We start from the raw sequence: 11,696 nt of genomic DNA, 5'->3' as shown, positions 1-11,696 counted from the left end.
AATTGCTTCCAACAGAAGAATATTTTCACCTAAGATAAGTTTATTCATATTTTTTTAGAAAATCTGTCTGAAGGACGCTGTTTTCGCTTACTTCTTCCAATTTTAAGAACAGTTTCCAAGGCATTGACAAGGTCAGATAGTCATTTGGAATGAAATGTTTCATTTTGCTTCTGCCTGCAAAGTCGATAGGTCCCAAAACAGGTTTCGGATCATCGCTTTCGTCTTGCTCGAATACAAAATTACCAATGGCCTGACAAGCTGATGCCTGTGGAGTTAAGATATATGAATCTTTAGTCCTGAATGATGAATTGATTTGTATCAATGCTGTCAGCTCAATCGGATTGACAGTAAAAATTACGGATTCAGGTATTTCTCCATCTTCCAAGTTTTCAATACCCTTAAATATTACATAGTCTTCGCTATCGTAGATTGGTCTATTCTTGATATTGGTTTTTGCAGTTTCAAAGTCACAGTAGATTCTCTCACCGTGCATGAACATTTCACGTGTTGGTTTGGCAAAATGCTCCAATCTCTTTAAGTATTCCTCTTTGTCAGGAGCCGAATCGACACCTAATGACAGAAATGATGCCTGAAAGTCTATCGCACTTTCATCGGCAAAACCGGTTCCCCATCCAAAGCCTGAGGCTATTCCTCCGCATGTGATATTTTCACGGCCAAAGCATGTTGTTTTTCTTTTAGCTATTGTTTGTGCAACAAAACTCATTACACATCCACCTTTGCCGTCTTTAGGTCCAGTAGCATTTTCGGGTTTAGTATCGCTCTTTATCAATACGATTGGTGGAAATTTCATGTCTAGTCCTTGTGATATTTTGCTTTGCATTTTAACTACCTCGTTAGTTATAGTTTCTTCATAGCCATTAATATTGATTTTGAAAAAATTCGAATTTGGTTATGAATATTTAATCCCTGATTTCCATTTTCGGTAGAAAAACAACTTTTGAAATATTTGATTAATGTAGCCACCAGAACATAGCATATAATTTTAATTAATATTAAAAACAATTATTTAGTAAGGAATAATGGTCATGAATATTGACTGAATGTTTCAATAGAACTATTCAACCATAAGCAGTGAAAAATGTAATTTGCCGTATTATGGAATTATTCTGTTGTATGAGAAGTTTAGGATTATATGACCTTTTTCATCAGCTTATGTGTTATGATAGATTGGGAAATGGGAATATGAGTGTGGAGACATATCAAAACGAAACAGTAAAGGAAAAAATAAGAAAAGCGTTTTCATTAAAAGAAGATTCGGCATCAAATGAGGAGATTCGCTCACGTCTCCTTGATGGCGGAAAAATCACTGGAACTAATATGTGTGTGCTGGTATGTGCAATGGTAATTGCATCTGTCGGCCTCAATATGAATTCAACAGCAGTGATTATCGGTGCGATGCTGATTTCACCTATAATGGGAAGTATTCTTGCTTCTGCATATGGAAATGTGTCAGCGGATTATCCTCTGCTTAAAAATCATATGATTGGTTTTGGAATGCAAATTGCAATCAGTGTTACTGCGGCTACTATTTATTTCCTTCTCTCTCCGGTTAAAGAGCCGACTGTGGAATTGCTTGCAAGGACATCTCCAACATTTTTTGATGTTCTGATAGCATTTTTCGGAGGTCTTGCAGGAATCATAGGACAAACAAGAGAAGACAAAGTCAACACAGTTATTCCGGGTGTTGCAATTGCAACCGCTTTGATGCCGCCACTATGTACCTGTGGATTTTCTATTGCAAACGGAAGATGGGACATGCTTCTTGGAGCAGGATATCTCTTTATCCTCAATGCGTATTTCATTTTCCTGTCATCCAGCATGATTTTGAGCGTTTTGAAAATTCCGAAAACAAAGGAATTGACAGAAAAAGAATGGAAATGGCATCGTTTCAGGATGATTCGAAATACAATCATCATAGCGATACCAAGTATAGTTGCGGTTTATATGATGATGCAATAAGTAAACGGTTTATGGTGAAAATAAAGATGGTGGGATTTCAAATCCCCACTATACATTTTTCAAAATGAAATTACATGTTTTGATTTATTTTTAATGAGATGGAGATAAAAGAATGGCAGATGAAAAAACAATAAACGAAAGCCGTATGAGTAAAAACGAGTATTACCTTGCAATCGCTCTTGCAGTATCAAAAAGAAGCACTTGTCTGAAAAGACGATATGGGGCAGTAATTGTCAATAACGATGAGATAGTCAGCACTGGTTATAATGGAAATCCAAGAGGAGAAGAAAACTGCTGTGATAGGGGAAACTGTAAAAGAATGAACCTCCCATCCAATTCCGGAAACTACAATGACTGCTTTTCAGTCCATGCCGAACAGAATGCCATGATCAGTGCAAGCAGAAATGAGATGCTGGGCTCAACCATTTATTTGGCTGGAGAAAAGTATGCTGACGGCGATTGGGTGGAAATAGAAGATGCGGAACCTTGTCCAATATGCTTCAGAATGATAAAGAACTCAGGAATTGACAGAATAGTCAGTAAGAAAGGAATTTTAGAGCTACGCAATTCCGCATGCAATGATTGTTGCTAAGATTAAAATAGAATCATTTTTAAATCTTATGTTGGTGGTTTTATGGATGAAGAAATAGTTTTCAAACCGATTGGTTATATCAAGTCCCCCTTTGAAGATGTCGGCAACATGCCAAAGTCCACTAGGGAATCCATGGATGTGGAAGCGGAAATAATCATCAATGAGGAATATCTGGAAAGCATGTCCAGCATGGAAGCCGGCGAAGAGTATATGGTATTGTTTTATTTTCATAAATCAAAGGGATTCAAGCAAAGGGTTCCCTTCATGGGAAATGGTCCAATTAAGGGATTGTTTTCAACTCATGCGCCGAACAGGCCAAATCCAATTGGAGTTTCCACAATAAAAATAAAAGAGATTAACGGGAATGTCATCAAGTTTAATGGAGTTGACATGTTAAACGGCACTCCAGTGCTTGATATTAAAGACATTCTATGAATTTTTCATTGGCAAAACCTACAAGTTTTTTTTTTAATTCTGATAGCTATTGTGAATGCTTCTACAGATATATTGATAATTTAGGATTGAAAGGAATAAATATGGATGATAAAGCTATTCTAAATGAATTGAGAGACATAACAAAAAATAAGAATTGCTGGAAAGCAAATATTGGTGATGTCTCAGACAAATTGAATGAAGATTATTCCATTGCCGTTAAGGCAAAGGCATTATGGCTTCTTGGAGAGATGGGATTAATGCATCCTGAAGAAATCGAATGCCATGTTGAAAATATCGCCAGCTACTTGGATAATGAAAATCCCAAATTGAGGGAAAGGTCAGCCAATGCGATGGGTAGAATAGGCAGGGCAAATGAAAGTCTCGTAATTCCTTATCTGGACAGGCTAATGGAATTGAGGCGTGATGAATCGGAAAACGTCAGGCATGCATTTATCTGGGCCTGTGAAAACATAGCTTCAAATGCTCCCGAGCTCTTTTGCGAAAAACTGGACATATTTTATGAGATGATTTCTGATTCAGGGCAAAAGGTCAGGATAGAAGCTCCTGAAATGTTCAGGGTGATTGGAAAAAGAAAGCCTGAGTATGTAAAGCCTTATCTGGAAAAGCTGGAATGGATTGCTGAAAATGATGAAAACCCTATCGTTCGCATTCATAGTGCAGGTGCAATTAGAATCACTAAGAAAGCTTTGAAAGAAAGTTAATTGCTTCAATTCAACTATTTTTAAATATTTTTCATCGAAAGGTTTATATTATCTTAAAATAATATAACAATTGTTAATTTTTTTGTGATGCTAACTATTTATGAAGTGCCTGTTGTTTGAACCGGTGCTCGAGTTCAACAGCAGCAAAATTGTTAATCAAGAATTTGAAGTGATATTATGAGTTTTAACTTAAAGTTTAAAGATATTGATGAAATCAGAGAATTAAAAGATGAAAATTATACCATAAATGATTTATTGAATGATTTGGATTTGTCCGCTCAGACCATAGTCGCAAAGCAAAACGGTGATTTGACCCTTGAGGAAAGCGTAATCAACGACGGCGATGAAATAAAACTGGTCCAGATTATTTATGGGGGATAATTTCATGCCGGATGAAAAAAAGGTTTATAAGTTGCTTATAACTAAGGGAATTGATCCTGATGACCAATATGGATTCTATAAGGAAAGAATCGATAGTCAAAGGGATTTTTCATATGAGGAATATAATACGATGGATGATGATTTGACTGAGGAGTTATTTGAGGAAATTGATGTGATTGTATTGTTATTCGGCTTATATCATAATAATCAGGAGTTGTTCGATGAGTTAATAGACAAATCTAATGAATTCAAGGTTCCCATATTATTGATAAGATTCTTCGGTATGGAATTCATTTTAAAGGAATTGGAAGAAAAGGCAGATGCGGTTGTTGGATGGAATCCGCATTGTATTGTAGATGCAATAGAGACTCTTGTAAATGGTGAAGATTGGATTAAACCATGCGATTCCGCAGAGGAATCTTAGCTTTTTTCAATCTACCATAGCAAAATAAGCAATTGGTATCTGTTAATATACAAGCATTAAAACAAAATTAATATTCTATTAAAAAATAAAAAAAGAAAAATGGAATGGATTGATTAGATCATTCCGGTTAAAAGTAAAGTTATGTTTGCAATTGTTGCAGAACCAAGGTAAGTTCCGGTAATCACTATCAAAGCAACAATGACTCCTCTCCAACCGATTCTCTTAAATTCATCCCAGTTTTTACCGATTGCAATACCGACGTAACCTAAAAATGCTGTACAGATTGTTGTTAACTCAACTTGAGAAACATAATGAGCCACAAAATCCGCTGTTGGAGAGCCTGGTATAGCCACTAGCAAGCCGATTATGCTGATGAAGATAATTGATGGAATATGGACTGGAACAATCCTTTCAAGAGACATGCCTATAATGGTAATCAAAGAAATGATCATCATCGCAATAAATGCGCCAACAAAGGAAGCATTATAACCTACGGCACTTCCAACGGCTACAATGATTGAAAATCCAAATAGCAATGCAGCCCATCTTTTAAGTTTACCGGAATTCAAGTTGTCTATAGATTCATCTTCATCATCCATATCATCAGGAACATAGCCGTCATCATCAATGTGTGCATCACCTTTACCTAAAATTGGAGATAACCATTTATACAATTTTTCTGCAAGAGGTAAGGAAATAAACATGCACATGTAAATTCCCAAACAGAATGAAAGGATATTACTGCATCCTGCAAAAGCTTCGAGTTGGGTAGCTATGGCCGGGTTCATATGAACCAATGGAACTAATGCAGCGGCATTCATACTTGCACTTCCGATACCTGATGCCATTGCAAAGGCATATGGATGGTATGGTATGAGTGAAACACACATGCTTGATAAGAAACTGATATATGGGGTACCGATAATGGACCCTATAACAAAAATAGCCAAAACACCTCGCGCTTCCGGTGAGTTAAAGCCATACTTATCAATAATAATTCCCAAGTTCGGTTCACGGCAAATGGAACTTGCCATACCGATAACTTCTCTTCTAAAACCTAAAAGCAAAGCGACAGGCAATGCTATGAGAGTACCTAAATCACCTAAAAGCTGTAAAACCAAAGCAGGACCCACCTGAAAAATAATGCCAATGGATTGTCCGCTTGAAATAGCTAATTTACAAATCAGAACACCAATAAGCAGAACCATAACTCCTTCAGCTACTTTGGCCTGTTCTTCATCTATGTATTTAAATGGTTTTGCCAAATAAAGAGCCAATCCCATAACCAAAGAGTATATTAAAGGCAATAGTAAAAAGCTGATTGTATCTGTTATTTTAATCTCTATAACTCCAATATACATTGAAATGACAACTAAAATCAACACGACAAAAGTTAAAGTATACTCTCTCCACGGAGGTCTTCTTTTAATTGCCCTATCTGCTCTTCTTCTAAGTCGGTGTTGCTTAAATCTGCGTTGACTGTGCATATGCTGTTTGTGCATATGCTGTTCATTCATATGCTTGTCCAATTTTTGCTGTTCATGCATATGTTGCGTATTGTCGTCAGAAATAAAATCCCTCCTAATTTTGAATAATATCTTATCAAACACTCAGTTTAAAATCTATAGCTTGCACAAATGTTTACTTTTTGTTTAGATATATTCAGAGATACTTAAAATTCTATTTTTAGAAATATAAAAATATGACTGTTGTTTTAAAGCATTTTAGTGAATGTCAATGTTTAAATTCATATTAAAATCTTCAGTTTTTGAATGATATATTTTCCAGAAAACTGCAACATTTAAATACTACTTTCGCTAACTTATGATAGGAATTTAAAAGAGGTGATAAAAATGCGCAAGACTACTGTACTAGTATTAGCATTAATCCTTGTTGGCATGTTAATCCCAGCAGGATTTTCAACTGATTCCAATGTTGTAATAACTTATGGTGAGACAACCTATTCAAATTCAGACTACAAATCTTTCGTTGACAATTTCTTTGTCAGCCAAGCGAATGTTGATATAAATAATGTTGGTGTAAAAACAATTTCAGCAAATCAAGTAAATCAAATCTCAGGTGGAATTACAGGAAAATATTACAATTCAAATCAAATATTGTCCTCAGCGCTTGTTGATTTAAATGATAATGCTGATTTGAAAGTGAGCGTTGATAAATCAAAAATCACCACAATAACTGGTGACATGTACATTTCAGCCTTGAAATCAGCTGGAATTACTAAAGGCCATGTTTATGTGACAAGTCCTGTTCAAGCAACCGGTGAATCCGCTCTTGCAGGAATAATGAACTCTTATGAGGAAGTGACCGATGTTGAAATTCCGGACAGCGTAAAAGAAGCTGCAAACGATGAAATCTACACTGAAGCGGAAATCGTTGAAAACTCCGGCGTAGATGCAAATGAACTATCAGACCTTGTAAATCAAGTAAAAGATGAAGTGTCAGCAGATAACGTTACAGATCACGACACAATCGTCAATATCATCAACAACTATGTTGAAAACAATAACATCAACATAACAAATGTGGATATTGAAAACTTGGCGGATTCCATTGAGCAAGTGCAAAACGTTCAGGGGGACGTAAACTACTACAAAGACCAAGTGGGTGATATTTTAGGCAATAGTTCAGCAAGTGGATTTTCACTTGATGGTCTTTTAGACTGGATTAAATCCTTTGTTAATGGGATTTAATTCCTATTTTTCTTTTTTTAATTTTTGTCATTTAACACAATCTTTTTATTAACTTATTAATAAATTAATAACAAGGAGGTTTTAAATGAATAATGTAAAACACTGTCCTAATTGTGGATGTGAACTTGACATTGATAATGAATTTTGTAGTGAATGCGGTTATGATTTACGAAATAATGTTTCACTTGAGCAAAAAAACATGCCACTTGGCTTTTTTGATAATCTAACTCAAAAAACAAGCTTTCCAATAATTGTATACTCATTTATAGTATTTGGAATATTCCTGTTTGTTGGTTCGATATTTTGGTCTTCAGTAATGGCTAACGGTTCAATAGACTTTTTAACATACATTATATTAACAGTAACATTTTCAGTATTCCTTGCGGGGATATTTTTAGGATACTTTGGTTGCAATGATCAGTCATATGTATTGCCTAACTTTTTAGTGCATATGGGATGCGTATACTCTGTAGTTCTATGTGTGATAGGTTTAATTTTCACATTTTTAATGGGAATCTTCGGCATGTTAAGTTCAATTTTCCCGGGTAGCGGTTCTACTCCTACTTATACAGGTACATCTCAATCAACTGCTTCAAATTATGTTCCGTCATTTGATTTGAGCGGATATCTTAAAATATTCATATTAATTTTAGTAATTCCTGTTGCATCATATTTGGGAATTTATTTGGGATATTTTTTAAAAGAAAATATCTAATTTTTTTTCTTTTTTTGTAAGTTAAAATACATTTTCATGTTAATATTGTAAATTCTTCAAAAACAAAACCATCTACTATATATACTAATTGAAGACATAAATTAATTCACTAACAAATTATTTTAATTAAATGTAGGTTTGATATTATGGTTAGATTTTCACAAACTCTTGGTGATAGGCAATCAAAAAGTCGAGAAAAACCTTATGAACGATTTGAGGAGAATCCTTATTATCAAAGGCAGCCTCAAGTAGCTATGCCAAGAGAAGACAGGCTATATTCACAGCCTCCAAGAAGGGTCTATCAACAGGATAATTACTATGCACAGCCTCCAAGAGAGGAAGTAATATATGAAAGACCAGTCATCAAAAGAGAATCTATCCAACCTGATTATCCAGAACCAGAGTTAGACAAATTTAAAGAGCAGAATATTCAATTCGGTGTTGAATATGCTCCTAATTCAAAGCCTCCAGTAGTCGGTAGAAACTACACAATCAGGTCCAATTCAATTATCTACAATGATGTGGTCATTGGGGATAATTTTAGAACAGGACACAACGTTGTAATTCGTGAAAACACCAATATTGGAGACGATGTATTGATTGGAACCAATACAGTCATTGAAGGAGATGTAATCATAGGAAATGATGTCAGCATCCAATCCAATGTATATATTCCGACCAATTCTGTAATTGAGGATAATGTATTTATCGGACCTTGTGCTTGTTTTACAAATGATAAATATCCTGTAAGAATCAATTATGAACTTCAGGGACCTAAAATCAGACGTGGTGCTTCAATTGGAGGTAACACAACATTCTTATCCAATGTTGAGATAGGTGAAGGATCCATTGTTGCTGCTGGAGCTATTGTTATTCATTCCGTTCCACCATTTTATTTGGCTATTGGAACACCGGCACGTATCAAACCGCTTCCAGACCACTTGAAAGTCCCTAATAGGTTTTAATTAAAAGGAGATTATTTTATGGCTCAATATAAGTGTAAAATTTGTGGATATATCATCGATGAAGATAATTATGAAGAAGGTTTGAACATTCCTGAGGGCACCAAATTTGAAGATTTGCCATCTTCATTCAAATGCCCTAAATGCAGAATGCCAAAGGCAATGTTTGAAAAATTTAAATAATTTTATATATTGATAAAGTGAAAGATAATATTAATTAAATTATATAATTTAATAGAACTTTTAAGGAGATTGTTAAAAATGGCAAAATTTAAATGTAAACTTTGCGGATACACAACTGAAGAATTTGAAGAACTCCCAGAAGACTTTAAATGTCCTATGTGCGGCGCAACTGCTGACATGTTCGAAAAAGTGGAATAGGTGTTTTAAATGGCTTACGTTTGTAAGGTATGTGGTTTCGTTTTAGAAGAAGACGAATTACCAGAAGATTACACCTGCCCTGTCTGCGGTGTACCTGCTGCAAATTTTGAAGAACAATAAGTTCTTCATTTATTTATTTTTCTAAAAATTGCTTATTTTTAAAATTAACGCTTATTTTTCCAGAGTATTTCTCAAATATTTTTAGGATATCTCTGTTGTCTTTTGATACAATTTCATAGCTGACCTTATCTGAATATTCTTTATTTATCACGTCTAGACTATTGTTTCTGACTTCACTGTCGGCTGTTTTAATGTCTGAGTATTCAAAAACAATTTCATAAACATCATACTCTTCAATTTCAAGTATTTCAGCTTCGCCGATAGCTTCCATTACAGATTTTGAATAAGCCCTTACAAGGCCTCCGGCACCAAGTTTTATTCCTCCGAAGTATCTTGTAACGACAGCAGTTACATTGTGAAGCTCGTTTTTTCTTAAAACATTGATCATAGGTTTTCCGGCAGTTCCGCCAGGTTCGCCGTCATCGTCAAAGCCTTCTCCATCATTTACAATATATGCTGTACAGTTATGGGTCGCATCATTGTACTGTTCATTTAATTTTTGAATCACAGCTTTGGATTCCGCTTTTGATTTGGTTGGAACCAATGTGCAAATAAACTGGGATTTTTTAATGTTTATTTCACTTTGTATTGCTTTTTTAATAGTTTTCATTGTATCAATATCTTTTTATATTAAATTAAACATATTATTGTTATTAATTTTTATGAGGTGATATTGTTGTCAAGCAGGTCTGCAAAAGTTCTAGTAATTTTTATTGTAGCTATTATTGCATTCTGTCTAGCTTGCGTTTGTGCATCTATGACTGGACCAATATCAATTTTACCTAATGAAAGTAATTCGGGAAGTATTTTGGATAACCTTTCAGCCATTACGGATGATACAGGAAATAACGGCGAAAGCTATGGTTATCAAGAGGATTATAGTGATTATAGCTCATCAAGTTCAGATAGTTCATCTTCAGATGATTCCTATGTAGAGACTACAACAGATAGTTCTTCATCTGATTCAAGTAGTAGCCAGCAAAGTTCTACTGAGTCAAGCACTTCTGAGGTAGAAACTACAACAGAGTCACACACTTCTACTTCTAATGTGGAAACTACAACTGACGAATAACGGTTATTCTAAAAGTCCAATAGCTTTTCGACATCAAGGATTACGGAGTTAATAGCTAAATTGAACAGTCTTTCTCCGTACTCTTCATCTACATAAACACCGTTTTCTTCAACGTCACGTGCACCTTCTTCAATGTTCGGATCATCTTTGCGTGCTTGCTTAAATCCATATAGGCCAACTTCCTCATATTCATCGACATTAGCTTGATTTATAACTTCATCGTCATTAATGATGCCCAATACCTTTGCCATTGATAATTCTCCGCTGCCGCCATGAGGGCCTTCTGATGAGATTACCTTATTGTTAAATATGATTGCCATATCAGTTTCATCTTCAATATCCCATAATTCTGCCATTAAAGGAATGTTTCCTCCATGAGCATTAACAATAACGACTTTTTCAATATCCAAGAATTTTTTAGCAGAATTAAGGGTTGTAATAACATTTTCTTTTAATGTGTCAAGGGAAACGTGCACTCCATGGTCTATTGTATCCAATTCATAAGCTGGAAAGATTATTCCTAAAAATTTAGCTCCTGTCTTAAGGGAGGATTGAAATGCGATATGCGCTCCAATTTTGGCGTCGGTATCGATTGGTAGTGCAGGTCCGTGGTTTTCCAAGTGTGAACCAAGCGCTATAATGCCTATCTTATGAACTCCAGGATCTCTTATTTTACCGGCTCTGTATCTTAATTCGGCCATGTTATCACCGTTTATATTTCAAAGTTCCAGATATCGTCACCGACATAATGTTTGGTTTCAACTGCCTTTCCGGAATCGTTTTCAACCATTTCCTCACCGCTGATTAAACTCACTCCAATAGCTAATGGTTTTCCATGAGTTTCATCAATAATCAGGACAATGTCGCCTGCTTCGACACCTTCTGATGTCGCTACAATTCCAGGGCTCATTATGTCTGCACCATTGCTTACGAATCTGATTGCACCCATGTCTACAGTCACGGTTTTCGCATCGATTTCATTGGCTAATGCTGCCTTTAATGTTGGAAATGGTCTTTCATCAATCAGTATGATGTACGGTTCGCCATCCACAAGAATGAATGAATTAGGTTCGGCCTCAAGTATTTCAACATTTTTCTTTCCTTGAAGTAAGTTGCCGTATTCGCCTAATTCCGCTTTAATTTCTTTTATTTTCTTTTTTTTCAAGAAATTTCTTTTTTTAACTTTTATAGCCATGTCAAT

At 35.3% G+C, this 11,696-nt stretch carries 18 protein-coding genes; 13 read left to right on the top strand and 5 right to left on the bottom strand.

The genetic code is table 11. The features are described from left to right. Positions 1-40 precede the first annotated feature (40 nt). Entirely contained in the window at positions 41-841 is an 801-nt protein-coding gene (locus tag QZU81_RS03440; RefSeq protein ID WP_295589446.1) for a DUF169 domain-containing protein, read from the bottom strand. Positions 842-1,203: 362 nt separating this feature from the next. On the opposite strand from QZU81_RS03440, the gene QZU81_RS03435 reads away from it, so the two are divergent. The 6 genes from QZU81_RS03435 to QZU81_RS03410 all read left to right on the top strand — a co-directional run bounded on the left by QZU81_RS03435 (position 1,204) and on the right by QZU81_RS03410 (position 4,534). Further along, complete coding sequence (locus QZU81_RS03435) at positions 1,204-1,980, top strand: DUF389 domain-containing protein (protein ID WP_295589445.1); 777 nt, start codon at positions 1,204-1,206, stop codon at positions 1,978-1,980. A gap of 112 nt (positions 1,981-2,092) precedes the next feature. Next, positions 2,093-2,572 carry a dCMP deaminase family protein gene (locus QZU81_RS03430; RefSeq protein ID WP_295589443.1) on the top strand — a complete coding sequence of 160 codons (480 nt, stop codon included), beginning with the start codon at positions 2,093-2,095 and terminating at the stop codon, positions 2,570-2,572. Between the two features lie 42 nt (positions 2,573-2,614). Continuing rightward, entirely contained in the window at positions 2,615-3,007 is a 393-nt protein-coding gene (gene tsaA / locus QZU81_RS03425) for a tRNA (N6-threonylcarbamoyladenosine(37)-N6)-methyltransferase TrmO (protein WP_292823955.1), read from the top strand. Between the two features lie 101 nt (positions 3,008-3,108). Then, entirely contained in the window at positions 3,109-3,729 is a 621-nt protein-coding gene (locus QZU81_RS03420; protein ID WP_292851623.1) for a HEAT repeat domain-containing protein, read from the top strand. A gap of 177 nt (positions 3,730-3,906) precedes the next feature. After that, complete coding sequence (locus QZU81_RS03415; protein WP_295589440.1) at positions 3,907-4,110, top strand: MoaD/ThiS family protein; 204 nt, start codon at positions 3,907-3,909, stop codon at positions 4,108-4,110. A gap of 4 nt (positions 4,111-4,114) precedes the next feature. Next, on the top strand, positions 4,115-4,534 hold the full coding sequence (locus QZU81_RS03410) for a nuclease (protein ID WP_295589438.1): 420 nt from the start codon (positions 4,115-4,117) through the stop codon (positions 4,532-4,534). Positions 4,535-4,647: 113 nt separating this feature from the next. On the opposite strand, the gene QZU81_RS03405 is transcribed toward QZU81_RS03410, so the two are convergent. Then, positions 4,648-6,144, bottom strand: coding sequence for a DUF3100 domain-containing protein (locus QZU81_RS03405; RefSeq protein WP_295589437.1), 1,497 nt, complete (start codon positions 6,142-6,144; stop codon positions 4,648-4,650). Between the two features lie 243 nt (positions 6,145-6,387). Between QZU81_RS03405 and QZU81_RS03400 the strand changes: the two genes are divergently transcribed. The 6 genes from QZU81_RS03400 to QZU81_RS03375 all read left to right on the top strand — a co-directional run bounded on the left by QZU81_RS03400 (position 6,388) and on the right by QZU81_RS03375 (position 9,423). Then, positions 6,388-7,245, top strand: a complete 858-nt coding sequence (locus QZU81_RS03400) for a DUF1002 domain-containing protein (protein WP_295589435.1) — start codon at positions 6,388-6,390, stop codon at positions 7,243-7,245. A gap of 85 nt (positions 7,246-7,330) precedes the next feature. Then, a complete protein-coding gene (locus QZU81_RS03395) occupies positions 7,331-7,960 on the top strand; it encodes a zinc ribbon domain-containing protein (protein WP_295589434.1) in 630 nt (209 codons plus the stop codon). 377 nt (positions 7,961-8,337) lie between these two features. Continuing rightward, positions 8,338-8,925, top strand: a complete 588-nt coding sequence (locus QZU81_RS03390; RefSeq protein WP_295589468.1) for an acyltransferase — start codon at positions 8,338-8,340, stop codon at positions 8,923-8,925. 18 nt (positions 8,926-8,943) lie between these two features. Continuing rightward, positions 8,944-9,105, top strand: a complete 162-nt coding sequence (locus QZU81_RS03385) for a rubredoxin (protein ID WP_295589432.1) — start codon at positions 8,944-8,946, stop codon at positions 9,103-9,105. A gap of 78 nt (positions 9,106-9,183) precedes the next feature. Then, positions 9,184-9,303: a rubredoxin gene (locus QZU81_RS03380; protein ID WP_292750918.1), complete on the top strand. Its 120-nt coding sequence runs from the start codon at positions 9,184-9,186 to the stop codon at positions 9,301-9,303. A gap of 9 nt (positions 9,304-9,312) precedes the next feature. Next, positions 9,313-9,423 carry a rubredoxin-like domain-containing protein gene (locus tag QZU81_RS03375; RefSeq protein ID WP_292783789.1) on the top strand — a complete coding sequence of 37 codons (111 nt, stop codon included), beginning with the start codon at positions 9,313-9,315 and terminating at the stop codon, positions 9,421-9,423. A gap of 13 nt (positions 9,424-9,436) precedes the next feature. Here QZU81_RS03375 and QZU81_RS03370 read toward each other — a convergent pair whose 3' ends face one another. After that, positions 9,437-10,033 carry a YigZ family protein gene (locus tag QZU81_RS03370; RefSeq protein WP_295589428.1) on the bottom strand — a complete coding sequence of 199 codons (597 nt, stop codon included), beginning with the start codon at positions 10,031-10,033 and terminating at the stop codon, positions 9,437-9,439. A gap of 66 nt (positions 10,034-10,099) precedes the next feature. Here QZU81_RS03370 and QZU81_RS03365 point away from each other — a divergent pair, with 66 nt between their 5' ends. Further along, on the top strand, positions 10,100-10,495 hold the full coding sequence (locus tag QZU81_RS03365) for a hypothetical protein (protein ID WP_295589426.1): 396 nt from the start codon (positions 10,100-10,102) through the stop codon (positions 10,493-10,495). Between the two features lie 8 nt (positions 10,496-10,503). Here QZU81_RS03365 and arfB read toward each other — a convergent pair whose 3' ends face one another. Both arfB and QZU81_RS03355 read right to left on the bottom strand, forming a co-directional pair. Further along, entirely contained in the window at positions 10,504-11,196 is a 693-nt protein-coding gene (arfB, locus tag QZU81_RS03360; protein ID WP_292823926.1) for a 2-amino-5-formylamino-6-ribosylaminopyrimidin-4(3H)-one 5'-monophosphate deformylase, read from the bottom strand. Between the two features lie 11 nt (positions 11,197-11,207). Beyond that, positions 11,208-11,690, bottom strand: coding sequence for an RNA-binding protein (locus QZU81_RS03355; protein ID WP_292823923.1), 483 nt, complete (start codon positions 11,688-11,690; stop codon positions 11,208-11,210). Between the last annotated feature and the right edge of the window lie 6 nt (positions 11,691-11,696).

The organism is uncultured Methanobrevibacter sp., assembly GCF_902770715.1.
Lineage (GTDB): Archaea > Methanobacteriota > Methanobacteria > Methanobacteriales > Methanobacteriaceae > Methanocatella.
Note: the sequence above shows the minus strand (reverse complement) of the source record. Positions and strands in the feature narration are given on the sequence as shown.

What these genes read in the sequence shown, in the direction of transcription:
- QZU81_RS03440 (WP_295589446.1), bottom strand. Translation starts at nt 841, where the DNA reads ATGCAAAGCAAAATATCACAAGGACTAGACATGAAATTTCCACCAATC.
- QZU81_RS03435 (WP_295589445.1), top strand. Translation starts at nt 1,204, where the DNA reads ATGAGTGTGGAGACATATCAAAACGAAACAGTAAAGGAAAAAATAAGA.
- QZU81_RS03430 (WP_295589443.1), top strand. Translation starts at nt 2,093, where the DNA reads ATGGCAGATGAAAAAACAATAAACGAAAGCCGTATGAGTAAAAACGAG.
- tsaA (WP_292823955.1), top strand. Translation starts at nt 2,615, where the DNA reads ATGGATGAAGAAATAGTTTTCAAACCGATTGGTTATATCAAGTCCCCC.
- QZU81_RS03420 (WP_292851623.1), top strand. Translation starts at nt 3,109, where the DNA reads ATGGATGATAAAGCTATTCTAAATGAATTGAGAGACATAACAAAAAAT.
- QZU81_RS03415 (WP_295589440.1), top strand. Translation starts at nt 3,907, where the DNA reads ATGAGTTTTAACTTAAAGTTTAAAGATATTGATGAAATCAGAGAATTA.
- QZU81_RS03410 (WP_295589438.1), top strand. Translation starts at nt 4,115, where the DNA reads ATGCCGGATGAAAAAAAGGTTTATAAGTTGCTTATAACTAAGGGAATT.
- QZU81_RS03400 (WP_295589435.1), top strand. Translation starts at nt 6,388, where the DNA reads ATGCGCAAGACTACTGTACTAGTATTAGCATTAATCCTTGTTGGCATG.
- QZU81_RS03395 (WP_295589434.1), top strand. Translation starts at nt 7,331, where the DNA reads ATGAATAATGTAAAACACTGTCCTAATTGTGGATGTGAACTTGACATT.
- QZU81_RS03385 (WP_295589432.1), top strand. Translation starts at nt 8,944, where the DNA reads ATGGCTCAATATAAGTGTAAAATTTGTGGATATATCATCGATGAAGAT.
- QZU81_RS03380 (WP_292750918.1), top strand. Translation starts at nt 9,184, where the DNA reads ATGGCAAAATTTAAATGTAAACTTTGCGGATACACAACTGAAGAATTT.
- QZU81_RS03375 (WP_292783789.1), top strand. Translation starts at nt 9,313, where the DNA reads ATGGCTTACGTTTGTAAGGTATGTGGTTTCGTTTTAGAAGAAGACGAA.
- QZU81_RS03370 (WP_295589428.1), bottom strand. Translation starts at nt 10,033, where the DNA reads ATGAAAACTATTAAAAAAGCAATACAAAGTGAAATAAACATTAAAAAA.
- arfB (WP_292823926.1), bottom strand. Translation starts at nt 11,196, where the DNA reads ATGGCCGAATTAAGATACAGAGCCGGTAAAATAAGAGATCCTGGAGTT.
- QZU81_RS03355 (WP_292823923.1), bottom strand. Translation starts at nt 11,690, where the DNA reads ATGGCTATAAAAGTTAAAAAAAGAAATTTCTTGAAAAAAAAGAAAATA.